Source organism: Sphingomonas cynarae (assembly GCF_039537815.1).
Classification (GTDB): Bacteria; Pseudomonadota; Alphaproteobacteria; order Sphingomonadales; family Sphingomonadaceae; genus Sphingomonas; species Sphingomonas cynarae.
Genome location: NZ_BAABBF010000012.1, coordinates 1 through 22,897, shown reverse-complemented (window position 1 = coordinate 22,897; position 22,897 = coordinate 1). Strand labels below are relative to the sequence as shown.

The 22,897-nt window shown below is 69.3% G+C and carries 21 protein-coding genes; 13 read left to right on the top strand and 8 right to left on the bottom strand.

What is annotated here, in order from left to right:
* Positions 1–69 precede the first annotated feature (69 nt).
* Positions 70–360 carry a GIY-YIG nuclease family protein gene (locus tag ABD719_RS17325; protein WP_344694617.1) on the bottom strand — a complete coding sequence of 97 codons (291 nt, stop codon included), beginning with the start codon at positions 358–360 and terminating at the stop codon, positions 70–72.
* Positions 360–1,886 carry an acyl-CoA carboxylase subunit beta gene (locus tag ABD719_RS17320; RefSeq protein WP_344694616.1) on the bottom strand — a complete coding sequence of 509 codons (1,527 nt, stop codon included), beginning with the start codon at positions 1,884–1,886 and terminating at the stop codon, positions 360–362. Before ABD719_RS17320 ends, ABD719_RS17325 begins: the two co-directional genes overlap by 1 nt.
* Before the next feature lie 107 nt (positions 1,887–1,993).
* Here ABD719_RS17320 and ABD719_RS17315 point away from each other — a divergent pair, with 107 nt between their 5' ends.
* The 8 genes from ABD719_RS17315 (at position 1,994) to ABD719_RS17280 (ending at position 10,230) form a co-directional block, all read left to right on the top strand.
* Positions 1,994–3,382 (top strand): helix-turn-helix domain-containing protein, encoded by a 1,389-nt coding sequence (locus ABD719_RS17315; protein WP_344694615.1) that lies wholly within the window; start codon positions 1,994–1,996, stop codon positions 3,380–3,382.
* Between the two features lie 14 nt (positions 3,383–3,396).
* Positions 3,397–4,674 (top strand): Gfo/Idh/MocA family protein, encoded by a 1,278-nt coding sequence (locus tag ABD719_RS17310; RefSeq protein ID WP_344694614.1) that lies wholly within the window; start codon positions 3,397–3,399, stop codon positions 4,672–4,674.
* 24 nt (positions 4,675–4,698) lie between these two features.
* Complete coding sequence (locus ABD719_RS17305; RefSeq protein WP_192127223.1) at positions 4,699–4,890, top strand: hypothetical protein; 192 nt, start codon at positions 4,699–4,701, stop codon at positions 4,888–4,890.
* 82 nt (positions 4,891–4,972) lie between these two features.
* Positions 4,973–5,722, top strand: coding sequence for a trehalose-phosphatase (gene otsB, locus ABD719_RS17300; RefSeq protein WP_344694613.1), 750 nt, complete (start codon positions 4,973–4,975; stop codon positions 5,720–5,722).
* 8 nt (positions 5,723–5,730) lie between these two features.
* Positions 5,731–7,500, top strand: a complete 1,770-nt coding sequence (locus ABD719_RS17295) for a glycoside hydrolase family 15 protein (protein WP_344694612.1) — start codon at positions 5,731–5,733, stop codon at positions 7,498–7,500.
* Positions 7,497–8,900, top strand: a complete 1,404-nt coding sequence (locus ABD719_RS17290; RefSeq protein ID WP_344694611.1) for an alpha,alpha-trehalose-phosphate synthase (UDP-forming) — start codon at positions 7,497–7,499, stop codon at positions 8,898–8,900. The genes ABD719_RS17295 and ABD719_RS17290 overlap by 4 nt, the downstream gene beginning before the upstream one ends.
* Before the next feature lie 104 nt (positions 8,901–9,004).
* Positions 9,005–9,694 (top strand): phytanoyl-CoA dioxygenase family protein, encoded by a 690-nt coding sequence (locus ABD719_RS17285; RefSeq protein WP_344694610.1) that lies wholly within the window; start codon positions 9,005–9,007, stop codon positions 9,692–9,694.
* A 38-nt stretch (positions 9,695–9,732) separates the two neighbouring features.
* Positions 9,733–10,230: a hypothetical protein gene (locus ABD719_RS17280; RefSeq protein ID WP_344694609.1), complete on the top strand. Its 498-nt coding sequence runs from the start codon at positions 9,733–9,735 to the stop codon at positions 10,228–10,230.
* A 10-nt stretch (positions 10,231–10,240) separates the two neighbouring features.
* Here the strand turns inward: ABD719_RS17280 and ABD719_RS17275 are convergent, their stop codons facing one another.
* Positions 10,241–11,308 (bottom strand): mechanosensitive ion channel family protein, encoded by a 1,068-nt coding sequence (locus tag ABD719_RS17275; RefSeq protein ID WP_344694682.1) that lies wholly within the window; start codon positions 11,306–11,308, stop codon positions 10,241–10,243.
* 128 nt (positions 11,309–11,436) lie between these two features.
* Between ABD719_RS17275 and ABD719_RS17270 the strand changes: the two genes are divergently transcribed.
* From ABD719_RS17270 to ABD719_RS17260, 3 genes are read left to right on the top strand one after another with little or no spacing between them, the layout of a single operon-like run.
* Positions 11,437–13,020 carry a sodium/sugar symporter gene (locus ABD719_RS17270; protein WP_192127236.1) on the top strand — a complete coding sequence of 528 codons (1,584 nt, stop codon included), beginning with the start codon at positions 11,437–11,439 and terminating at the stop codon, positions 13,018–13,020.
* 16 nt (positions 13,021–13,036) lie between these two features.
* Complete coding sequence (locus ABD719_RS17265) at positions 13,037–13,930, top strand: 2-dehydro-3-deoxygalactonokinase (protein WP_425567209.1); 894 nt, start codon at positions 13,037–13,039, stop codon at positions 13,928–13,930.
* Positions 13,927–14,550, top strand: a complete 624-nt coding sequence (locus ABD719_RS17260) for a 2-dehydro-3-deoxy-6-phosphogalactonate aldolase (RefSeq protein ID WP_344694607.1) — start codon at positions 13,927–13,929, stop codon at positions 14,548–14,550. The genes ABD719_RS17265 and ABD719_RS17260 overlap by 4 nt, the downstream gene beginning before the upstream one ends.
* Here ABD719_RS17260 and ABD719_RS17255 read toward each other — a convergent pair.
* Genes ABD719_RS17255 through ABD719_RS17245 form a run of 3 tightly spaced genes read right to left on the bottom strand, consistent with a single transcriptional unit; the run spans position 14,547 to position 18,508 of the window.
* Complete coding sequence (locus ABD719_RS17255) at positions 14,547–15,563, bottom strand: LacI family DNA-binding transcriptional regulator (RefSeq protein WP_344694606.1); 1,017 nt, start codon at positions 15,561–15,563, stop codon at positions 14,547–14,549. The genes ABD719_RS17260 and ABD719_RS17255 overlap by 4 nt on opposite strands.
* Positions 15,564–16,985, bottom strand: coding sequence for a mannitol dehydrogenase family protein (locus ABD719_RS17250; protein WP_344694605.1), 1,422 nt, complete (start codon positions 16,983–16,985; stop codon positions 15,564–15,566).
* The gene (locus ABD719_RS17245) at positions 16,982–18,508 is read right to left on the bottom strand and encodes a UxaA family hydrolase (RefSeq protein ID WP_344694604.1); all 1,527 of its coding nucleotides are present in this window, start codon (positions 18,506–18,508) and stop codon (positions 16,982–16,984) included. The genes ABD719_RS17250 and ABD719_RS17245 overlap by 4 nt, the downstream gene beginning before the upstream one ends.
* A 54-nt stretch (positions 18,509–18,562) precedes the next feature.
* On the opposite strand from ABD719_RS17245, the gene uxaC reads away from it, so the two are divergent.
* Positions 18,563–20,002: a glucuronate isomerase gene (gene uxaC / locus ABD719_RS17240; RefSeq protein WP_425567204.1), complete on the top strand. Its 1,440-nt coding sequence runs from the start codon at positions 18,563–18,565 to the stop codon at positions 20,000–20,002.
* A gap of 20 nt (positions 20,003–20,022) precedes the next feature.
* On the opposite strand, the gene ABD719_RS17235 is transcribed toward uxaC, so the two are convergent.
* Together ABD719_RS17235 and ABD719_RS17230 are read right to left on the bottom strand one after the other, a co-directional pair.
* On the bottom strand, positions 20,023–21,849 hold the full coding sequence (locus tag ABD719_RS17235; protein WP_344694602.1) for a hypothetical protein: 1,827 nt from the start codon (positions 21,847–21,849) through the stop codon (positions 20,023–20,025).
* On the bottom strand, positions 21,846–21,992 hold the full coding sequence (locus tag ABD719_RS17230) for a hypothetical protein (RefSeq protein WP_344694601.1): 147 nt from the start codon (positions 21,990–21,992) through the stop codon (positions 21,846–21,848). Before ABD719_RS17230 ends, ABD719_RS17235 begins: the two co-directional genes overlap by 4 nt.
* 175 nt (positions 21,993–22,167) lie before the next feature.
* On the opposite strand from ABD719_RS17230, the gene ABD719_RS17225 reads away from it, so the two are divergent.
* Positions 22,168–22,587 carry a hypothetical protein gene (locus ABD719_RS17225; protein ID WP_344694600.1) on the top strand — a complete coding sequence of 140 codons (420 nt, stop codon included), beginning with the start codon at positions 22,168–22,170 and terminating at the stop codon, positions 22,585–22,587.
* Positions 22,588–22,897: the final 310 nt, after the last annotated feature.

The following is a 22,897-nucleotide window of genomic DNA, read 5'->3' as shown; positions in this document are numbered from 1 at the left end:
CAATCCAGTGTTCCGCGCGGGGCCCTGGATTGCTTCGCTACGCTCGCAATGACGGAAGGATAGTGTGATTCAGCCATGCATGATCTGCTCGTACAAGTCGTGCCATCCGGGATTGATGGCCTCGATCAACGCCAGCTTCTTCACCCGCGAGCCGCCCTTGATCTGCTTTTCGCGCATGATCGCCGCTTCCATCGTATCGGCGGCCTCGAACCACACGAGCGACTTGCATCCGTATCGCTTGCTGAAACCGTCGACGACACCCTCGCGATGCTGCCACGCCCGCTGCGGCAGGTTCGATGTCACGCCGACGTACAATGTGCCGTTCGGCTTATTCGTCATGATGTAGATCGCCGGCCGCATCACAACGGGATGTTGTCATGCTTCTTCCACGGGTTCTCCAGCTGCTTGCCGCGCAGCTTGCGCAGGCCGAGCGCGATGCGGCGGCGGGTGGAGTGGGGCTGGATCACCTCGTCGATGAAGCCCTTGGCCGCCGCGACAAAGGGATTGGCGAAGCGCGCCTCGTATTCGGCCGTCCGTTCGGCGATCTCCTCGGGCGTGCGACCGCGGAAGATGATCTCGACCGCGCCCTTCGCGCCCATCACCGCGATCTCGGCGGTGGGCCACGCATAGTTCAGGTCGCCGCGCAGATGCTTCGACGCCATCACGTCGTACGCGCCGCCATACGCCTTGCGGGTGATGACGGTGATCTTGGGCACGGTCGCCTCGGCATAGGCGAACAGCAGCTTCGCGCCGTGCTTGATGATGCCGTTATGCTCCTGCGCCGTGCCCGGCAGGAAGCCCGGCACGTCGACGAAGGTGACGATCGGAATCTCGAACGCGTCGCAGAAACGCACGAACCGCGCCGCCTTCTTCGACGAATTGATGTCGAGCACACCCGCCAGCACCATCGGCTGGTTGGCGACGAAGCCGACGGTGCGCCCCTCGATCCGGCCGAAGCCGGTGATGATGTTGGCGGCATGCGCCGGCTGCGTCTCGAAGAAATCGCCCTCGTCGACGACCTTCCGGATCAGCTCGTGCATGTCGTAGGGCTGGTTGGCAGAGGCGGGGATCAGTGTGTCCAGCCCCGGTTCCGCCCGGTCCCACGCATCGGCGGTGGGCCGCTCCGGCACCGCCTCGCGGTTCGACAGCGGCAGGAAATCGATGAAGTCGCGCGCCGCCAGCAGCGCCTCGATATCGTTTTCGAACGCGTTGTCGGCGACGCTGGTGCGGGTGGTGTGCGTCACCGCGCCGCCCAGCGCCTCCTGCGTCACCACCTCGTTCGTCACCGTCTTGACCACATCGGGGCCGGTGACGAACATGTAGCTGGAATCCTTCACCATGAAGATGAAGTCGGTCATCGCCGGCGAATAGACCGCCCCGCCCGCGCACGGCCCCATGATGAGCGACAGCTGCGGCACCACGCCGGAGGCCAGCACGTTGCGCTGGAATACCTCCGCATAGCCGCCGAGCGAGGCGACCCCCTCCTGGATGCGGGCGCCCCCTGAGTCGTTCAGGCCGATCACCGGCGCGCCGACGCGCAGCGCGGTGTCCATCACCTTGCAGATCTTGGCGGCATGGCGTTCGGACAGCGAGCCGCCGAACACCGTGAAATCCTGGCTGAAGACATAGACGAGCCGGCCGTTGATCGTACCCGATCCGGTGACCACGCCGTCGCCGGGGATCATCTGATCCGCCATGCCGAAATCGACGCAGTTATGCTCGACATACATGTCGATCTCTTCGAACGATCCCTCGTCCAGCAGCACGTCCAGCCGCTCCCGCGCGGTCAGCTTGCCCTTGCCATGCTGGGCGGCGATGCGTTTTTCGCCGCCGCCCAGCTTCGCGCCTGCGCGTTTCGCCTCCAACATTGCGATGGTCGACGACAAAGGCATCCTCCTGCAAACGCGCCGTCGCTTCCTGCCCGCGTCGCCGCTCTCGCGCAAATGTGAACTTGCGAAGTTGCGAATGAAGCAGTTGCGAACTAAGCCGGGGCATGGCCCCGCCCCGTCTCTATGCCGGCGAACGGCTGCGCGCGCTGCGCCGGGCGGCTGGGCTGAACCAGCGGGCGATGGCGGCGCGACTCGGCCTGTCGGTCAGCTACCTGTCGCAGCTGGAGGGGGACGAACGCCCGCTGACCGCCGCCGTGATCGCCGCACTAGCGCGCCATCACCCGCAGGAACTGGCCGCGATCGCCGACGAGGCACCGGCGCGGCGGGTCGCGGCACTGGCGGCGGCGCTGGCTGATCCGGCGCTGGCGCCGCTGCCGCCCGAGGCGGCCGTGCGGCTGGCGGAGGAGCGGCCCGACATCGCCGACCGGCTGATCGCGCTCCACGCCGCCAAGCGCGATGCCGAGGAACGGCTGGCGGTGGCGGAGGAAACGCTGGTCGCGGGCGGCGACGCGCGCCTGCCCTGGGAGGCGGTGCGCGACTGGTTCCATGCGGCTGGCAACTACATCGATCCCCTCGATCGCGCGGGCGAGGCGCTGGCCACGACCCTCGCCACCGGCGGCGGCGGGCTGGGGGAGGCGGCGCTGGTCGCTGCGCTGCACGGCCGCGGCATCGCGGTGGTCACCGACGACGATGGCGATGCGCCGCTGGCCCGCGACCGGCCGGGCCTGCTGGTGCTGGCCGGGGCGCTGCCGCCCGAAAGCCGGCGGTTCCAGATCGCGCACCGGCTAGCAACGCTCGCGTTCGCGGATCAGGTCGCGGCGATCGTCGCGGAATCGGGACTGGCGAGCGTGGAGGCGCGGCACCTGCTGGAACTGGGCCTCGCCAATTATGCCGCCGCCGCGCTGCTGATGCCGTATGAACGCTATCGCGGCGAGGCGCGGCGGGTGCGCCACGATATCGACCGGCTGTCGCGGGTGTTCGGCATCAGTTTCGAACAGGCGTGCCACCGCCTGTCGACGCTGCAACGGCCGGGAGCGGCGGGCGTGCCCTTCTATTTCTGCCGCGTCGACATGGCGGGCAACATCACCAAGCGGCACAGCGCGACCCGGCTGCAATTCGCGCGGTTCGGCGGGGCCTGCCCGTTATGGCATGTCCACGAGGCGGTCGCGATCCCGGACCGTATCCTGGTGCAGCAGGCGGAGACGCCCGACGGCGTCCGCTACATCTCGATGGCGAAGGGGCTGGTAAAGCCGTCGGGCCGGTTCACGCGCGCGCCGCGCCGGTTCGCGGTGGTGCTGGGCTGTGAGGCGAGCCACGCCGCCGACTTCGTCTATGCCGACGCGGTCGACCGGGGAGGCGCGGCGATGCCGATCGGCATATCGTGCCGGCTGTGTCCGCGCGCGGATTGCGACCAGCGGGCTTTTCCCCCCGCCGATCGTGCGATCGCCGTGGAGCCGGAGACGCGGCGGATCGTTCCCTATCGCGTTGTCTGATCGAGGAATTGCCGATGACCGATGCGATAGACCGGCGCCTGATGCTGATGGGCGGTGCCGTGGCGGGACTCGCGCTGGGCGGCAAGGCGGTGGCGCAGCGCCTGCCGCCCCCCAGCGCGGTCGATACCGGCCGGGTCGAGGGCGGCAAGGTGGCCTTTCCCGAATGGCGGGGCGAGGCCGATCCCAAGAGCGCGCCGCCGCCCGCGCCCCTGCCCCCGGAAAAGCGGGTCGGCTTCGCGGTGGTGGCGCTCGGCCGGCTGACGCTGGAGGAACTGCTGCCCGCCTTCGCGGAATGCAAGAGCGCGAAGCTGGTCGCGCTGGTATCGGGATCGCCGGACAAGCTGCGGACGGTGGCGGCGCAATATGGCATCGCGCCGGACCAGTGCTACGATTATGCGGGGTTCGACCGGCTGCGCGACAATCCGGCGGTGCAGGCGGTGTATATCGTGCTGCCCAACGGGATGCACCGGGAGTATGTCGAACGCGCGGCGCGCGCCGGCAAGCATGTACTGTGCGAGAAACCGATGGCGAATTCGTCGGCGGAGGCGCGGTCGATGATCGCGGCGTGCGCGAAGGCGAACGTCAAGCTGATGATCGCGTACCGCATCCAGTACGAACCCTATAACCAGCGCGCCCGCCGCTTCGTGCAGGAGGGGACGTTCGGCCGGCTGGTCGGCGCGACGATGACCAACACGCAGACCGTCGCCCCCGACGGCGCGCAACAATGGCGGCACAAGAAGGCGCTGGCGGGCGGGGGTACGCTGCCCGATATCGGGCTGTACCTGGTCAACACCGCACGCTTCCTGACCGGGCAGGAGCCGGTCGAGGTGTTCGCACGGCAGTACAGCCCCCCCGGCGACCCGCGCTATGCCGAGGTGGAGGAGACGGTGGCGTTCACGATGCGCTTCCCGTCCGAATTCATGGCGCAATGCCTGACCAGCTACGGCGCACGGGACGACAAGGCACAGGTGCTGAATTTCGCGCGGGCCACCGTGCAGATGCCCTCCGCCTATCGCTATCGCGGGCAGGAACTGTACGTCGCGCAGAATATGGGCGGGGCGGACGTGCGCCAGCAGGTCAACATCCCGCCGAAGAACCAGTTCGCCGCCGAGATCGATCATATGGCCGACTGCATCATCGCCGATCGCCGCCCGCGCACGCCCGGCGAGGAGGGATTGCAGGACCATGTCGTGATGGAGGCGATCTACGAAAGCGCGCGGACCGGCCGGCCGGTGGCGCTGAAACGGTATGACGGGATCGACGTGTTCCGGGGACCGATGCCGACGAGCTGACGCACCGACCACAGGAGAACGACCATGTTCCTCGATACCCGCGATCCCTGGCCCCCCGCCGAACCATGGCGCCCCGCCCCGCCCGCACCCCGGCTGACGAAGCGGGGCGAACGCGTGGTGGGCTGGGTGATCGGCTTCAACCTGCTGATGTTGCTGGTCGGTCCGCTCGCCGGATCGTCGGTGATCGATGCGGTGATGGCGATCATGCGCAGCTAACCGGTCGACCGACCGGGTAAACGGGCGGCCCGCTTTTGTATCGGCGGCGCAACGGATGCGGGAGCGGGCCGTTATCGGGGGCATGGATGCACCCGACCTGATCGCCCCGCCCCTGCCCGATCCCGCCACGACCGCGCTGTTCCTCGATTTCGACGGGACGCTGGTCGAACTCGCCGCCCGGCCCGAGGCGGTGGTGGTGGAGGATGCGCTGCTCGCGCTGATCGACCGGCTGGCGGCAGCGATGCCGGGGCGGGTGGCGATCGTCAGTGGGCGGTCGGTCGCGCAGCTCGACGGCTTCCTCGGCACGCGGGGGCCGCTGCTCGCGATCGCGGCCAGCCACGGCGCAGAACTGCGGACGCCGGCGAATGGCCATAGCCTGCCCGGCCGCTCGCCCGCGCTGGACGCGGCGGCGGCGGAGATGGCGGCGTTCGCGACGCGCAACGACATCGTGTTCGAGACCAAGAGCTTGGGTGCCGCGCTGCATTACCGCGCCCGCCCCGAACTGGAGGCCGAGGCCAGCGCGGCGGCGGCTCAGGTCGCCGCGACGCACGGGCTGACCTTCCAGCCCGGCAAGATGATGGCCGAGGTGCGCCTGCCCGGCGACAAGGGCGCAGGGCTGCGCGCGCTGTTCGCGGACGAAACGATGGCGGGCGCGACGCCGTGGTTCTTCGGCGACGACGTGACCGACGAGGACGGCTTCGCCGCCGCCGCCGCGCTGGGCGGGGCCGGAGTGCTGATCGGCCCCGCTCGCGCGACGCAGGCCCGTTACCGGCTGGGCGGGGTGGCCGCGCTGCGCGACTGGCTGGCGGCGCTGCTGGAGCAGGCGCGCTGACCCAGGACATGAACCTGTGGCCGATCGGCAATTGCCAGGTATCCGCCCTGATCGATCGCACCGGCCGTTTCGTGTGGGGATGCGTGCCGCGCGTCGATGGCGATCCCGCCTTTTCCGCCCTGCTCGACCGCGAGGATACCGAGACCGGGTTCTGGACGATCGAACTCGACGGCGCGGTGAAGACCGAACAACATTATCTGCGCAACACCCCGATTCTGGTCACCCGGCACGAGGATGCCGGGGGCAATGCGGTGGAGGTGATCGATTTCTGCCCGCGCTTCGTGCGCAACGACCGCGATTACCGCCCGACCGCCTTCGTCCGCATCGTGCGGCCGGTGGCGGGCAGCCCGCGCATCCGCGTGGTGCTGCGCGTCGCGACCGACTGGGGCCACCCGACCAGCATCACCGCCGGGTCCAATCACATCCGCTATCTGATGCGCGACCAGACCTTGCGGCTGACCACCAACGCGGCGATCGACCGGTTGCGGAACGAACAATATTTCCGGCTGGAACGCCCGCTGCACTTCTTCCTCGGCCCCGACGAGAGTTTCGCGGGCAAGCTGGAATATGAGGTCGGCATGATGTTCGATCGCACCCGCGACGAATGGCGCCACTGGGTCCGCGGCCTCGCCATCCCGCTGGAATGGCAGGAGGTGGTGATCCGCGCCGCAATCACGCTGAAACTGTGCCAGCACGAGGAAACCGGCGCGATCGTCGCGGCGATGACCACCAGCCTGCCCGAACATGCCGATAGCGAGCGCAACTGGGACTATCGCTACTGCTGGATTCGTGACGCATACTACACGGTGCAGGCGCTGAACCGGCTGGGCGCGCTCGACGTGCTGGAAAGCTATCTCGAATATCTGCGCAACATCGTCGATCAGGAGGGCGGCGACCATATCCGGCCGCTCTACGGCGTCGCGGGCGAGGCGCCGCTGCCCGAACGGTTCGCCGAGCGACTGGCCGGCTATCGCGGCATGGGGCCGGTGCGGGTCGGCAATCAGGCATACGAACAGGTGCAGCACGACGCCTATGGCCAGATCGTACTGTCCAACGTGCAGGCGTTCCATGACACCCGCCTCTATCGCGTCGCGGGCGAGGACGATTTCCGCGCGCTGGAACAGGTCGGCGAACTGGCATGGCAGGTGTACGACCAGCCCGATGCCGGGTTGTGGGAATTGCGCACGCGCACCGCGGTCCACACCTATTCGGCGGCGATGTGCTGGGCGGCATGCGACCGGTTGGCAGGGGCGGCGCGCGCGCTGGGGCTGGACGAGCGCTGCCGCTTCTGGAACGACCGCGCCACCGCGATGCGCGCCCGGATCGAGACGGCGGCATGGCGCCCCGACACCGACCGCATGTCCGCGACGTTCGAGGGCGACGATCTCGACGCCAGCCTGATCGAACTGCTCGACCTGCGCTTCTTCGCGCCCGACGACCCCCGGTTCCAGTCGACGCTGGCGGCGGTGGAGCGGGGGCTGCGGCGCGGCAGCTACATGCTGCGCTATGACAGCGAGGACGATTTCGGGCTGCCCGCCACCGCGTTCAACGTCTGCACCTTCTGGCTGATCGAGGCGCTGCACGCGACCGGCCGGCGCGACGATGCCCGCGCGCTGTTCGAGGAAATGGTGGCGCGGCGCACCCCCGCCGGGCTGCTGTCGGAGGATATCGATCCCGCCACCGGCGAACTGTGGGGCAACTATCCGCAGACCTATTCGCTTGTGGGACTGATCAACTGCGCGGTTTTGTTGAGCGAACCCTGGAGTAAAGTACGTTGAGCCGCCTCGTCGTCATATCCAACCGGGTCGCCGTGCCGACCGCCGATGCCGCCGGCAATCAGGGCGGCCTCGCCGTCGCCCTGCTGTCCGCACTGCGCGAGAATGGCGGCATCTGGTTCGGCTGGTCGGGGGAGACCACGCCCGAATTCACCGGCGATATCCGGACAACGCAAGGCGGCGGCGTGACGACCGCCACGATCGACCTCGAAGAACAGGATATCGACGAATATTACAACGGCTATGCCAATCGCACGCTGTGGCCGCTGTTCCATTACCGCATCGACCTGACCGAATTCGAACGCGATTTCGAAGGCGGATATCGCCGCGTCAACGAGCGCTTCGCCGATACGGTGATGCCGCTGGTCGAGGATGACGATCTAGTCTGGGTCCACGACTATCATCTGATCCCGCTGGGCCGCGAACTGCGGCGGCGGGGAATGAAGAACCGGCTCGGCTTCTTCCTGCACACGCCGTGGCCGCCGGCGCGGCTGCTCACCTCGCTGCCCAGCCATCACAAGCTGGTCGAATCGATGTTCGCCTATGACGTGGTCGGTTTCCATACCGAGGACTGGCTGGACAGTTTCCGCCGCTACGTCGTCGACATCATGGGCGGCACCATCGACGAGGACGGGTGCGCCACCGTCGGCGACCGCACGGTCCGCACCATCGTGGCGCCGATCGGCATCGACACCGCCGAGTTCGAGGCGGCCGCCGCCTCGCCCGAGGCACGGTTCGCGCACGACCGGATGCACATGTCGTCCACCGGGCGCAGCCTGATCGTGGGGGTCGACCGGCTCGATTATTCGAAGGGCCTGCGCGAACGGTTGCTGGGATACGAACGGTTCCTGGCGAACAACCCGGATCGCCGCGCGCTGGTCTATCTGCTCCAGATTGCGCCGCCCAGCCGCGCCGACGTGGACACCTATCAGGAGATCAGGAGCGACCTCGACGCGCTGTCGGGGCGGATCAACGGCGAATATGCCGATATCGACTGGGTGCCGATCCGCTACGTCAACCGCGGCTATCCCCGCTCCGAACTGGCGGGCATCTACCGCGCCGCGCGCATCGCGCTGGTCACGCCGCTTCGCGACGGCATGAACCTCGTCGCCAAGGAATATGTCGCGGCACAGGACCCGGAGGACCCCGGCGTCCTGATCCTGTCGAGCTTCGCAGGCGCGGCGGCGCAGCTGAAGGAGGCCGTCCTCATCAACCCCTACAGCGCCGAGGACATGGCCGACGCGATCACCGCCGCGCTGGAAATGCCCCGCGCCGAACGCATCCGCCGCTGGCAGGCCATGATCGAGAACGTGCGGGCGGAGGACGTGTTCTGGTGGTGCCGCCTGTTCCTCGATGCACTGGAAGGGCGTGAGGTGGTGGGCGACACGGCACAAATCGGGTAAGAGCAACGATATCGCCGGTTGATGAAACCCGGCTTTGGTGAAGGCAGATGGTCGTTCGTCCTTCAGATACGGGTGGATGACTTCAGTCGATCCAGTTAGCTGACATGATGCGCCGCGACGATGATATCATGCCGCTCAACCTCCGCGACCATGGCGCGCAACTGTACCAGGGCGCTGCCATCAACGATCTGGCTGGTCTGCTTGCCGTCATCAGTTCTCTGCCTGATGAACGGGCGGGAGTACGCCTGAATGGTCTTGGCGGATTGGATTCCTTTCTGACGCCAAAAGGGTCGATCGGATCAATCGCGGCGGGCGCCCTCGGTTCTGCAATCCGCCCGGTACGGGCCATCCTGTTCGACAAGACGGCAGCGACGAACTGGTCGCTGGCGTGGCATCAGGATCGTACGATCGCCGTGCGGGAAAAGATCGTCGTTGATGGCTTCGGGCCATGGACGGTCAAGGGAGGTATCCTGCATGTCGCCCCTCCCTTCGATCTGCTGAAGCGCATGGTCACATTGCGGGTACATCTGGATGACGTTCCCGCCACGAACGCGCCCCTCCTGATCGCACCCGGATCGCATCGGGATGGGCGCATTCCGGTGGATGCAATCAACGACACGGTCCGCCAGCGCGGCATTCTCCGCTGTATCGCGAAGGCCGGCGACATATGGCTTTACGCAACGCCGATCCTCCATGCATCCAAGATCGCAGCCGTTCCGGCCCGCCGACGTGTTCTTCAACTGGATTTCGCGGCGGAAGACCTTCCCGGCGGGCTGGATTGGCTGGGTATATGACGCCCCTCTGCGTTGCTGACGGCCACCTCGTTCCCGGCATGTTCACCCATCCGATCAAAAATCCGCATCGGCTGACGCTTCAAGGTGAATATTGCGTGGCAAACTTCGCGGGACGGGAATTTATGGTCAATAGTCGCGCCCTTATCGGGTTGATCGCATCGACGTTTCTACTGGTTGCCTGCACGGACGAAGTGGTGGTCGATATCGTCAGGAAAGGCGATTCAGTGACGTTCACGACAGCCCGGACGGGGGCGGGCGAGCCGCCCTGCGTTCAGGGTCTGACCGTTACCCTGGCCGGTGCCGACATCGCGGTCACGCCGCCGCTCTGGGAGGTCGCCACCGCAGAACCCGATCGTTGTCGCACGCAATTCGACTATGGAAAGGTACCCGCGGGTTACACACCCAGTGGCCCTGCCCCCCTGTTGCTGGTGGGCAGCCGCTATCTTGTCGAGGTCACGGGACCCGGATTGCAGGGAGGAAGGGAATTTACCGTTACTGGCCGGGATGGCTCATTGACCGCCGCCACACCACGCTGACGGCGGACGACTACCCCTCTACCGCCGGCATCTCCACCCGCCGCCGCGGCAGCGCCTCTGGCATGTCGACGCGCACGAAGGCCAACACCGCCTCGCGCACTTCGCAGCGCAGGTCGAACGCGGTGCTGGCGTCCTTCGCGGTCATCAGGCCGCGCACCTCGATCGCATCGGTCTTCACGTCCGTCACTTGACAGTTCCAGAAGCGGCCGTCCCACAGCGCGCTCGCCTGCACCGCCCGGCCCACCGCCTCGCGCAGGCGGGCGATGTCGGTGGCGGGGTCGAGATACCAGAAGACCGAGCCGAGCAACTGGCTCGTCTCGCGCGTCCAGTTCTGGAAGCTGGCTTCGAGGAATTTGGAGACGGGCACCACCAGTCGCCGCTCGTCCCAGATCCGGATGACGACGAAGGTCAGGCGGATCTCCTCCACCCGGCCCCATTCGCCGTCCATGATGACGACGTCGTCGAGGCGGATCGGCTCGGTGAAGGCCATCTGGATGCCGGCGATCACGTTCTTCAGCGCGGGCTGCGCCGCCGCACCGACGACGAGACCGGCCAGACCCGCCGACGCCATCAGCGTGACGCCGATCGTGCGGATGCCCGGCACACTCAGCAGCATCAGGCAGATCGTCAGGAACACGATGAAGAAGGTGCCGATCCGTCCCAGGATCGTGGCGCGCGTCCGTTGCCGACGGGCCGCGAGGTTGTCGGCGACGGTGATGTCGGCGCGCAGTTCGACGATGCGTTGCAGCGCGTGGAGCATCGACACCGCCAGCCAGCCCATCAGCGCCGGCACCGCGAACCCCTGTATCTGCTGCCAGAGCTCGCGCATCTCCCGGTCCATCGACAGGAACTTCGTGGCGAAGCTGAGCCCGATCGAGATGACGAACCAGCGCGACGGCGTGCGGATTTCCGCCAGTACCGTCTCGCGCGCGTCGCGGGTACGGCGGCGGCCGGTACGCAGCAGGATGCGCATCGCCAGCGCGTGTGCCAGCACCGCCATGAACACCGCGACGGCGACGATCGCAATGTCCTGCACCCAGACCCATTCGGGCGGCACCCGCCAGCGGCTGATCTCCATCACCGGTCAACCGGGCGCGGACGGGGTTGTTCCGCAGTGCAGCATAAACGCGCCGGCACGTCCGCCTTGCGCGCGGCCCCGTGCCGCTGCTAGCGTTGATAGATACTATAAGTTCGGACGGGGACGGGATGCAGCTGGCCACTATCGATATCGCGGTCGTCGCGATCTATTTCGTCTGCATCTTCGGGCTCGCCCAATATGTCTCGCGCGACAAGGCGGGGGCCGGGCCGAAGAACAGCACCGATTATTTCCTCGCGTCGAAGAACCTGCCTTGGTGGGCGATCGGCGCCTCGCTGATCGCAGCCAACATCTCCGCCGAACAGATCGTCGGCATGTCCGGCTCGGGCTATGCCATCGGCCTCGCCATCGCGTCGTACGAATGGATGGCGGCGCTGACGCTGCTGATCGTCGGCAAGTTCTTCCTGCCGATCTTCCTGAAGAACGAGATCTACACGATGCCGCAGTTCCTGGAGAGGCGGTACGGCCCGTCGATCCGGACGCTAATGGCGCTGTTCTGGCTGGCGCTGTACGTCTTCGTGAACCTGACCTCGATCATCTGGCTGGGCTCGATCGCGGTCACCAAGGTGGCGGGGATCGACCAGAACGTCGCGCTCGTCATCCTCGGCGTCTTCGCGCTGGTCTATCAGCTGAAGGGCGGGCTGAAGGCGGTGGCGCTGACCGACATCGTGCAGGTGACGCTGCTGGTGCTGGGCGGGCTGGTCGTGGCGTATCTGACGCTGGACGAGATCGGCGCGGGTGCGGGCGTGTTCGCCGGCTGGAGCAAGCTGACCGCGGCGGTACCCGATCATTTCCACATGATTCTGGAACGCGGCGACCCGCATTACATGGACCTGCCGGGCCTGTCGGTGCTGATCGGCGGAATGTGGATCGCCAACCTCAGCTACTGGGGGTTCAACCAGTACATCATCCAGCGCGCGCTGGCCGCCAAGTCGCTGAACGAGGCGCAGAAGGGCGTGCTGTTCGCCGCCTTCCTGAAACTGGTCATGCCGCTGGTCATCGTGCTGCCCGGCATCGCCGCCGTCGTACTGGCGCCGACGCTGGGCAAGCCGGACGAGGCATACCCCACGATGATGCGGCTGTTGCCGTCCGGCCTGCTCGGGCTGGTCTTCGCGGCGCTGATCGCGGCGATCGTCGCGTCGACCGCGTCGAAGATCAATTCGATCGCGACGATCTTCACGCTCGACCTGTATGCCAAGCGCAAGAACAACGTCGATCGCGGCGCGGGGCAGGAACAGCATCTGGTGCTGGTCGGCCGCATCGCCGCCAGCGTCGCGATCCTGATCGCGATCCTGACCGCGCGGCCGCTGCTCGGCGCATCGGATCAGGCGTTCCAGTTCATCCAGGAATTCACCGGTTTCTTCACGCCGGGCATCACCGTGATCTTCCTGCTCGGCCTGTTCTGGAAGCGCGCGAACGAGGCGGGGGCACTGGCCGCCGCCGCCGGATCGGTGCTGCTGTCCTGGGGGTTCAAGGTGGCGATGCCGGGCGTGCCGTTCATGGACCGGATGGGCATCGTGTTCCTGCTGTCGCTGGCGCTGGCCGTCATCGTCTCGCTGGTCGCGAAACGGGCGCGGGCGGGCACCGACACGATCGATACCGTCAACGTCAGCTATCGCACCGGCACCGGCTTCAACGTCGGCGCGATCGCGGTCGTGCTGATCCTGGTGGCCCTGTACGCCACCTGGTGGTGACCGGGTGACTGGCGGGGTGGTGACCGGATCGCCGCCCGGCGGCGCGTTCATCGCGATCGACTGGGGCACGACCAACCGCCGCTGCCATGTGATCGCCGCCGACGGCACGGTGATCGCAGGCGAGCGGGACGGGCGCGGCATCCTGTCGGTGCCGCCCGGCGGGTTCGCGGACGAGGTGGCGGGCATCCGCGCGCGGCTGGGCGACCTGCCCGTCCTGTGCGCGGGCATGGTCGGATCGACGCGCGGCTGGGCGGTCGCCCCCTATGTCCCCTGCCCCGCGACGATCGGGGCGCTGGCGGAAAACCTGATCTGGATCGAGCCGGGGCGCACCGCGATCGTCCCCGGCGTCGCCACCGCCGCCGCTGCCGCGCCCGATGTGATGCGGGGCGAGGAGGTGCAGTTGCTGGGGGCGATCGCCGCCGGGCTGGCACCGCCCGACGCGCTGCTCTGCCAGCCCGGCACGCACAGCAAATGGGCGACGATCGCGGACGGCGCGATCACCGGCTTCGCCACCGCGATGACGGGCGAGCTGTTCGCACTGCTGCGCGCGCACAGCCTGCTCGCCGACTTCATGACCGGCGCGGTGGCGGACGGCTCCGCCTTTCGCGACGGCCTCGCCCTCGCCGCTACAGCTACACCGCTGACCGCGCTGTTCGGCGAGCGGGCGGGCGCGGTGCTCGGCCGTACCCCGGCGGACGACGTGGCGGCGCGGGTCAGCGGGCTGCTGATCGGGCAGGACGTGGCCGAACGCCGGCTGGCCCCCGGCACCGCCGTCCATATCCTCGCCGAGCCGGGGCTGGGCGATCTCTATGCCACCGCCGTCACCATGGCGGGCGGCGTGCCGGTCGCGGTCGACAGTCATGCCGCCTTCGTCGCCGGCATCACCGCCATCCGGAGCCTTGCCGCATGAACACCCGCACCGAACTGCGCGACGCCCTGACGCGCTGCCCGCTGGTCGCGATCCTGCGCGGCGTCACCCCGGCGGAGGTCGAGGCGGTCGGCGACGCGCTGGTCGAGGCCGGTTTCTCGATGATCGAGGTGCCGCTCAACTCCCCCGATCCGTTCGACAGCATCGCCCGGCTGGTGGCGCGGCTGGGCCGCCGCGCGCTGGTGGGGGCGGGGACGGTGCTGACCACCGACGACGTGGCGCGGCTGGCGGCGACCGGGGCGCGGCTGGCGATATCCCCCAATACCGACCCCGTGGTGATCGCGGCGAGCGCGGCGGCGGGGCTGATCGCGCTGCCCGGTTATTTCACCCCGACCGAGGCGTTCGCCGCGCTGGCCGCCGGCGCGACCGGCCTGAAGCTGTTCCCGGCAGAGGCGGGGTCGCCCGCCGTCATCAGGGCGCACCGCGCCGTGCTGCCGCGCGACGTGCCGATCCTGGCGGTGGGCGGGATGACGCCGGATACGATCCCGGCGTGGCGGGATGCCTGTGACGGCTTCGGGCTCGGCTCCGCGCTCTACCGGCCGGGCCAGTCGGCCACAGCGGTGGGCGAGCAGGCACGGCGCTTCGTGGCCGCGCTCGCCTAGAGCGCTGCCGCCGTCGATTCGCGCACGATCAGCGTCAGTGCGACCGGGGCGGGTTCGTCCTGTGGCTTGCCCCCGATCAGCGCCAGCAGACGGCCGGTCGCATCCGCCGCCATCGTTTCCAGCGGCCGGCGGATGGTGGTGAGCGCGGGGGTAAGCATCGTCGCCAGATCGCTGTCGTCGAACCCGGCGACCGACAGGTCGCGCGGCACCACCAGCCCCGCCTCCCCCGCCGCCTTCAGCACCGCGGCGGCCATGATGTCGTTGGCAGCGAAGATCGCGCTCGGCCGATCCGGCAGCGCCAGCAGCGTGCGCGCCGCCGCGAGGCCCCCGGCGAATCCGTAATCCCCCTCGTACAGCAAGTCGTCCGGCAGGCCCTGTCCGTGCCGGACGAGCGCATCGCGAAAACCGCCCTCGCGTTCGCTGGACGAGCGGAACCGGCGGGGGCCGGTGATCATCGCGATCCGCCGATGGCCGAGCGCGACGAGATGATCCGCCAGCATCGCCGTCGCCCCGCGTTCGTCGCTGACCAGCATCGACCGGTGGCCGGGCACCGCCGCCGCCGCCAGGGCGACCGCCGGCACGCCCAGCGCCGCCAATGCGGCCGCGACATCGGCCAGTTCGGACACCGGCGGCAACAGCAACACCCCGTCCACGCGCGACCGGCGGACGAAATCGCGGACGTTGCCGACCAGATCGGGATCGTCGTAGCGCGCCGGGTGGACGACCAGTTCGTAGCCCTCCTGCGCGCACAGCCCGGCGATCCCGCGCTGAAGCACGCCGATGACATGGGCGTTGGGATCGTCCTGGATCACCCCGATCAGATAGGACCGGCCGGTCGCCATGCCCCGTGCCCGGCTGCTGGGATGGAAACCGAGTTGTTCGATCACCGCCTTGATCGCCACGCGGGTTTCCTCGCCCACCTTGGGCGAATCGTTGAGGACGCGCGATACGGTGCGGATCGACACGCCGGCGGCGGCGGCGACATCGGTGATGGTGGCGGGGGGGCGAAACATTCAGGCCAACCGGCCGAGGATGCCGGATGCGTCGCACAGCCCGACCCACGCATGGGCCAGCGCCGCCCGGAACGTCGGGTCGCCCACCAGATCGGCCGGGAAGACGCCGCCGTCCTGCACCACCGCATCGGGATCGTGCGCCAGCGCCGTCAGCCTCGCCGCCAGCGGATCGACCAGCGGTGCCATCGGCGGCCGCGGCAGCGCGAGGAAACGCAGCCATGCGGCGACGGGCACGACCAGCCGGTCGACCGGGCGGCCGGCGCGGCGGGCATCGACGATCGTCGCGAGCAGCCGGAACGGCAGCTTCTGCGATCCGTCCCAGGCGATCTGCGCCAGCAGATGCCGGATCGCGGGGTTGCGGAACCGGTCGAGGATCGCGCCGATATACGCGCCCGTATCCAGCCCGGCCGTGACGCCGAGGCCAGGCGCGATATCGTCGCGCATCAGGCGTTCGACGAAGCCCGCCAGCCGCGCGTCCGCCATCGCGTCGCCGACCGTCTCGTGCCCCAGCAGCAGCCCGAGATAGGCGAGCGAGGAATGCGCGCCGTTGAGCAGGCGCAGCTTCGCCTCCTCGAACCCGGTCACATCGGCGACGAACTGCGCGCCGGCCAGATCGAAGGGGGGGCGTTCGCGGGCGAAATCGTCCTCGATCACCCATTGGGTGAACGCCTCGCGCTGGATCGGCCACGCGTCGTCGATGCCCGCCGCCGCCACCGTCGCACGCAGCGCGTCGTCGGTCGCCGGGGTGATCGAATCGACCATCGAACTGGGGAAGCGGACCTCGCCGGCGATCCATGCCGCCAGATCGGGATCGATCGCGGCGGCATAATCGCCGACCGCGCGGGACAGGCGACGGCCATTGCCCGCCAGATTGTCGCACGACAGCACCGTCAGCCCGCCGGCACCGCCCGCGCGCCGCCGCCCGAGGCCATCGACCAGCCGGCCGACGAAACTGACCGGCCGCGCCGGATCGGTCAGATCGCGCCGGATCGCGGGATGATCGCGGTCGAGCCCGCCGCCGGCGGTCAGGCAATATCCCTTCTCGGTCACGGTCGCGGTGACGAGGCGGGTGGTGGGTGCGGCGATCCGCGCGGCGAAGGCGTCGCCTTCCGCCTTGGTCAGCAGCTCGACGATCGATCCGACCACCCGCAGCTTCGTCTCCGCCCCCAGCAGCGCCAGCGTGTACAGCCCGTCCTGCGGGCGCAGCGCATCGGCGACGTCGGTGGAATTGAGCGCCATCGCGCTGATCGCCCAGCGCGGATCGTGCGCCAGCACCGCATCGGCATAGGCGGCCTGATGCGCGCGGTGGAACGCGCCGGGGCCGACATGGACGATACCGGGCACCAGCGTGGTGCGATCATAGCCCGGCCGGGCGACCGGAGCAGGCAGATCGGCGAGGGTGGCGTTCGATAATCGTGTCACAACGTCACTCCGCGCTTCCACAAGGCGATCTCCCGTTCCTCGTTGATCTCGTTACGCGCCGGCTCGCCCGACGCAACCGCGCAGATGCGATCCAGCAGTGCCGCCGCCGTCACGTCCAGTCCGTCCTCCAGCACCGCGCCCGCGTCGAAATCGATCCAGCCGGGCTTGCGGGTGGCGAGGCCGTGGTTGGTCGCCAGCTTCATCGTCGGCACCGGGCTGCCCAGCGGCGTGCCGCGGCCGGTGGAGAACAGGGTCAGCGTCGCCCCCGCCGCCGCCAGCGCGGTGGTGGAGACGGCGTCGTTGCCCGGCGCCTCCAGCACGACCAGGCCGGGGCGGCGCACCTGCTCGCCATATCCCAGCACGTCGGTCACCGTCGCACGGCCACCCTTCTGCACCGCGCCCAGCGACTTCTCCTCCAGCGTGGTGATCCCGCCCTCGACATTGCCGGGGCTGGGGTTTTCCGAGATCGGCTCGCCATGATCGAGGAAGTAGCGTTTGAAATCGTTGACCAGGGTCACGAGCCGGTCGAACGTCGCCTCGTCCCGCGCCCGCGCCATCAACAGGCGCTCGGCGCCGAACATCTCGGGTATCTCGGTCAGGATCGCGGTGCCGCCCGCCGCCGTCACCGCATCGGCGGCGCGGCCGATCAGCGGGTTGGCGGTCAGCCCGCTGAACCCGTCCGATCCGCCGCATTTCAGCCCGAGGCGCAGCGCATCCAGCCCCACCTCGCTGCGGCGATCGGCGCCGGCGATCTCGCCCAGTTCGGCGATGGCACGCGCGGCATCGCCATATTCGTCAGCGCTCAACTGCGCCCCGACGCTGCGTACCCGGTCGCGCCGCTCGGGCGGCAGGCGCTCCAGCAGGGCGGACAACTGGTTCTCCTCGCACCCCAGCCCCAGCAGCAGCACGCCGCCGGCATTGGGGTGGCAGGCCAGCGCCGCCAGCACGCGCGCGGTGCCGTCGAGATCGTCGCCCAGCTGCGAACAGCCGAACGGGTGCGCGAAGGCTAGCACGTCGTCCACGCCGGACGCCTTCGCCGCCGCCATCGCGACGCGCTGCGCGGTGCGGCCGACACAGCCGACGGTGGGGATCACCCAGATCTGGTTGCGCGTCCCGACCGATCCGTCACTGCGGACATAGCCCCTGAAGCCCCTCGTCCGTCCCGCGACCGGCGCGATCACCGGCGCGGGATCGTAGCGATAGGGCTCCTCCCCCGACAGCTTGGTCGCCAGATTGTGGCTGTGGACGTGGCGGCCGGCGTCGATCGCCTGCGTCGCGCGGCCGATCGGCCAGCCATAGCGGCGCACGTCGTCGCCGATGGCGATCGGCGCGAGCGCGATCTTGTGGCCGATCGCGATCGGGTCGATGACCGCCAAGGCGCCGCCGTCCACCGTCAGCACCTCCCCCGGCACCAGCGGGCGGAGCGCGACGCCGACCTGATCGGCGGGATCGACCCGCACGATCGGCGGCAGGCCGGCGGTGGCGGACGGGACGGACGGCGGAAACGGGACGACAGATGACATTGCCTGTTCCTAGCATCCGTGCCATCGCTGGCACAAGCCAACAGGATGTTCATGATGACGCCGCTGCACCTCGATCCGGATCGCCTATTCCCCGCCGACCCGACCACGCGGGGAATCGCCCGTGCGCTCTATGCAACGGTCGCGGCACTGCCGATCGTCAGCCCGCACGGGCATACCGATCCGGCATGGTTCGCCACCGACGCACCGTGGCAGAACGCGACCGACCTGCTGCTAGCACCCGACCATTATCTCTACCGAATGCTCTACAGCCAGGGCATCCCGCTGGAAACGCTGGCGGTGCCCGCCCACGGCCGCCCGGCGACGGCGGACCGGCGCGCGGCATGGCGAACCTTCGCGGCGCACCAGCATCTGTTTCGCGGCACGCCGTCGCGGCTGTGGCTGGATCATGTCTTCGCCGAGGTGTTCGGGTTCGAGGTCGCGCTGTCCGCCGCCACCGCCGACCTGTATTTCGACCGGATCGGCGAGTTGCTGGCCACCCCCGCCTTCCGCCCGCGCGCGCTCTACGACCGCTTCAACATCGAACTGATCGCCACCACCGAGGGCGCGCACGACACGCTGGAGCATCACGAGGCGATCCGGCAATCGGGCTGGCAGGGCAAGGTGGTCACCGCCTATCGCCCCGATGCGGTGATCGATGCCGATCACGAGGACTTCCGTGCCGCCCTGGCCCGCTTCGCCGAACTGACCGACGAGGATGTCGGCAACTGGACCGGCTATCTCGCCGCACACCGTATGCGGCGGCAGGCGTTCATCGCGATGGGCGCGACCTCCAGCGACCATGGCCACCCCACCGCCGCGACCGCCGACCTGTCGACCGCCGAGACGGCGGCGCTGTTCGCCACCGTCATGCACGGCACGCCGACCCCGGCGGAGGCGGAACTGTTCCGCGCACAGATGCTGACCGAGATGGCGCGAATGAGCCTGGACGACGGGCTGGTCATGCAAATCCATCCCGGTTCGTCGCGCAATCATAACCGCTGGCTGCACACCGCCTATGGTCGCGACAAGGGTGCCGATATCCCGACCCGCACCGATTACGTCGCCGCGCTGAAGCCGCTGCTGGGCCGGTTCGGCAACGAACGCGACCTGTCGATCATCCTCTTCACGCTGGACGAGACCGCCTATGCGCGCGAACTCGCGCCGCTGGCGGGGCATTATCCCTGCCTGAAGCTGGGGCCGGCCTGGTGGTTCCACGATTCGCCGGAAGGGATGCGCCGCTTCCGCGAGATGACGACGGAGACCGCCGGCTTCTACAACACGGTCGGCTTCAACGACGATACCCGCGCGTTCCTGTCGATCCCGGCGCGACACGACGTGGCGCGGCGCGTCGATTGCGGCTTCCTCGCCCGGCTGGTCGCAGAGGGGCGGATGAGCGAGGCGGACGCGCACGAGACGGCGGTCGATCTGACGTACAACCTCGTCCGCCGCGCCTACAAGCTGGACGGCACCCCGCTGCGGGCGAAGACGGCGTAACGCGGCACCGGCGGGGCGACCTACCCTGCCGGCGCCTGTCGCGCCTCGCGGCCTTGGGCGATCAGGTCGCCGATCGCGCCCGCCGGGCTGGCGGACGGCAGCGCGGCCATCGCCCCGGCCATCGCCGCCGGGTCGACCGTGCCCGCCTTCGCGGTAAGCAGCCCGAACGCCGCCGCCGTCGGCAATTTGGCGAACGAGGCGGTGTAGCGGTCGCGCAGGCGGGTCAGCGCCGCCTCCCGCTGCAGCATCGCCAGCGCGATCGCATGACGCAGCACCACCGCCTGACCGACCTCGCTCAGCTTGCCGGGGGCCGGCAAGGCAGGCTCGCCGACCTCGACCAGATGTGCCCAGTCACGTGCCTGCCAGTGGATTTCGGCGGCGATGCCGGCGGCGTCGGGCACGTCCTGCAATGCGGCCAGCGCTTCTGCCCGGCGGCCCATGATGTCGAGCGCGGCGGCCTCCACCCGGCGGCGGTCGGCGAACATCGCGGCGGGATAGCTGACATCGTCGGTCGCGCGCAGCATCCGGATCGCGGCATCGGGATGGCCGGCCAGGATGCGCAGCGTCGCCACCCGGACCGACAGCGGCCCCTGTTCGATATCGCGCGGCCCCGCGTTCATGCGGTGGTCGAGCAGATCGGCCGCGCGGGTATAGAGGCCCGCCGCCTGCAACCGGTCGATCAGGCCGTCCGCCAGCCGGTTGCCCGCCACCCCGGCGGGCGCAAGGTCGCGATAATCCCAGAACAGCCCCGCCGCCTGCGGCAGCGGCAGTTTCGATTCGGGCGCCAGCGCGGCGGCGAGCAGGCCGCGCAACTGCGTCGCGATCGTGCCCGCATCCGCCCCCGCGCCGCCATAGCGGAACAGCGCCGCCCCCGATCGCAGCGCGGCCGGCGTATCATGCGTCCGCAACGCCAGCGCGAGCGCGACGCGCAACGCCCGCTGCTCCACCGCATCGCCGCGCCAGGTCAGCAACAACCGGTCGAGCCGCTGTGCCGCCTCCTTGGGCGGCAGGTCGTGCGCGTCCAGCGCCGCCTCGATCGTCGACAGTTCGGCATCGGCGCGCTGTTCAGGATCGCCACTGATCGCGACGCGGGCCAGTCGCAGCCGGCCCTCCTTCCCCTCGCCCACGCCCAGCATCGCCTTGCCGCGCAGCAGGTTGGCGGCGGGATCGCCGTCCGGCAGCGCCGCCAGCCAGTCCAGCGCGGCCTGATCGCGGTGCAGCGCCACCGCCGCCTCGCCTGCCGCCAGAATGAAGGGGCGGCGCGCACGGCCATGCCGCGCGTTGAGCGCGGGCAGCGCGCACGCCAGTTGTTCGAGCGCCGGGCGCCAGCGTTCGGTCGCGGCCAGGGCGCGCAGCCGCCACAGGCATGATTCGGCATCGCCGACCAGCATCGGATCGGCCAGCATCGCCAGCGCATCGTCGGCGTGACCCGCCTGGGCGGCGGCGGCGCCGTTCGCACGACGCCAGCCGGGCACCATCGCCAGATCGGGATCGTCGCTGCGCATCACCTCCAGCACACCCATCGCATCGGGACCGCGCCCGACCGCGATCAGGCTGCCGGCATAGTCCCAGCGGACCGCCTGCCGGCTGCCGGGCGTGGCCGCGGCGATCCGTGCCCAGGCATCCTCCTTCGTCATCGCCACCCAGGCGGCGGGACCGGCGGGCAGCGGCCGTTCCGCCAGCACGGCCGCGAACCCGGCGATCGGGGGGGCATGGCCGGCGGCGGGCGCCGCACCGTGCGAGGGCGGCTCATGCGCGGGGGCGTCGTGCGCGGGGGTATCGTTGGCCAGCGCGGCGGCGGCGAGGCCCCCGACCAGCAGCGTCGCCAGCAGCGGGCGAGCGATCATGGCACCAGCCGCGCGATCGCGACGCCGCCGCCGATGCACCCTATCAGGAACAGCGCGCCGGGCAGCAGCGCGGCCTTCATACCGCCCTTCGCCTTGCCCGATGGCGTGGCGGGGGTAACGGCGATCTCGGGTGCCACCGCCACGGGTGTTTCCGTGACGGTCCGGCCGCCTGAACCGGAGACTATCCGTACCCGGCCTGGTTTACGATCGTCGCTCATGACCTGCCTTTAACCCTCTGCCGAAACCGAATTATAGGATGTGGATGCGATAGACGGTCGCGGGGCACCGCCGATGGCGCCCGCCAACCGAAGGATCACGATGCCCGCCAACCGCCTGATGTCGCTGCTCGCCGTGCCGATCGCGATCGGTCTGGCGCCCGCGACCGCGCTGGCGAACGGCGGCGGCGGCGGCGGCGGGGCGGCCGGCGGCGTCGACCTGATCCCGATGGCACAGCTCGACGTGCCGATCGTGGAGGGCAACCGGTCCAGCGCCCGGCTGCGGCTGAAGCTGGTGCTGCGCGCGAGCGATCCCGTCGCGGCGGCGAAGATAACCGCGGAGATGCCCGCCCTGCGCGAGGCGGCACTGGCCGGCGCGAGCGAGTTCGCCCGCCTCTATGCCTCGCCGTTCGTCCCGGTCGATGCGGAAAAGCTGGCGCACGACATGACGGCGGCCCTGCATGGCCGCGACAGCACCATCACCGCCGTGCTGCTGGTCAACGTGGTCGCCAGCCCGGCATAAACCCCCGGCGCGGCCGCTGGCCGCCCCGCATCCCCCGGCCAGCTTCCCCGACCCGCATCCATCGTCGGACGATAGCCCGCATCGGGTCGTCTTGACCCGCCACCGACCCATCCCCCCTGTCGAGCCATGCCGCGTCCCTCGCAGACGATATGAATGCCGATGGCGCGTATCGTCCGGAAACCAAAAAAACCGGGGCGGATTGCTCCGCCCCGGTATTCCGGATCGTCTCGCCCCCGAGGGGGCGGTCGCCCCGTGTTCCTTAACGGAACAGCGAGGTGACGGTCTGCGGCGCCTGGTTGGCGATCGACAG

Bases quoted from the DNA above. Each gene is read 5' to 3' on its own strand.
- ABD719_RS17325 (WP_344694617.1), bottom strand. From the start codon at position 360: ATGCGGCCGGCGATCTACATCATGACGAATAAGCCGAACGGCACATTG.
- ABD719_RS17315 (WP_344694615.1), top strand. From the start codon at position 1,994: ATGGCCCCGCCCCGTCTCTATGCCGGCGAACGGCTGCGCGCGCTGCGC.
- ABD719_RS17310 (WP_344694614.1), top strand. From the start codon at position 3,397: ATGACCGATGCGATAGACCGGCGCCTGATGCTGATGGGCGGTGCCGTG.
- ABD719_RS17305 (WP_192127223.1), top strand. From the start codon at position 4,699: ATGTTCCTCGATACCCGCGATCCCTGGCCCCCCGCCGAACCATGGCGC.
- otsB (WP_344694613.1), top strand. From the start codon at position 4,973: ATGGATGCACCCGACCTGATCGCCCCGCCCCTGCCCGATCCCGCCACG.
- ABD719_RS17295 (WP_344694612.1), top strand. From the start codon at position 5,731: ATGAACCTGTGGCCGATCGGCAATTGCCAGGTATCCGCCCTGATCGAT.
- ABD719_RS17285 (WP_344694610.1), top strand. From the start codon at position 9,005: ATGATGCGCCGCGACGATGATATCATGCCGCTCAACCTCCGCGACCAT.
- ABD719_RS17280 (WP_344694609.1), top strand. From the start codon at position 9,733: ATGTTCACCCATCCGATCAAAAATCCGCATCGGCTGACGCTTCAAGGT.
- ABD719_RS17275 (WP_344694682.1), bottom strand. From the start codon at position 11,308: ATGGAGATCAGCCGCTGGCGGGTGCCGCCCGAATGGGTCTGGGTGCAG.
- ABD719_RS17270 (WP_192127236.1), top strand. From the start codon at position 11,437: ATGCAGCTGGCCACTATCGATATCGCGGTCGTCGCGATCTATTTCGTC.
- ABD719_RS17260 (WP_344694607.1), top strand. From the start codon at position 13,927: ATGAACACCCGCACCGAACTGCGCGACGCCCTGACGCGCTGCCCGCTG.
- ABD719_RS17255 (WP_344694606.1), bottom strand. From the start codon at position 15,563: ATGTTTCGCCCCCCCGCCACCATCACCGATGTCGCCGCCGCCGCCGGC.
- ABD719_RS17245 (WP_344694604.1), bottom strand. From the start codon at position 18,508: ATGTCATCTGTCGTCCCGTTTCCGCCGTCCGTCCCGTCCGCCACCGCC.
- uxaC (WP_425567204.1), top strand. From the start codon at position 18,563: ATGACGCCGCTGCACCTCGATCCGGATCGCCTATTCCCCGCCGACCCG.
- ABD719_RS17235 (WP_344694602.1), bottom strand. From the start codon at position 21,849: ATGATCGCTCGCCCGCTGCTGGCGACGCTGCTGGTCGGGGGCCTCGCC.
- ABD719_RS17225 (WP_344694600.1), top strand. From the start codon at position 22,168: ATGCCCGCCAACCGCCTGATGTCGCTGCTCGCCGTGCCGATCGCGATC.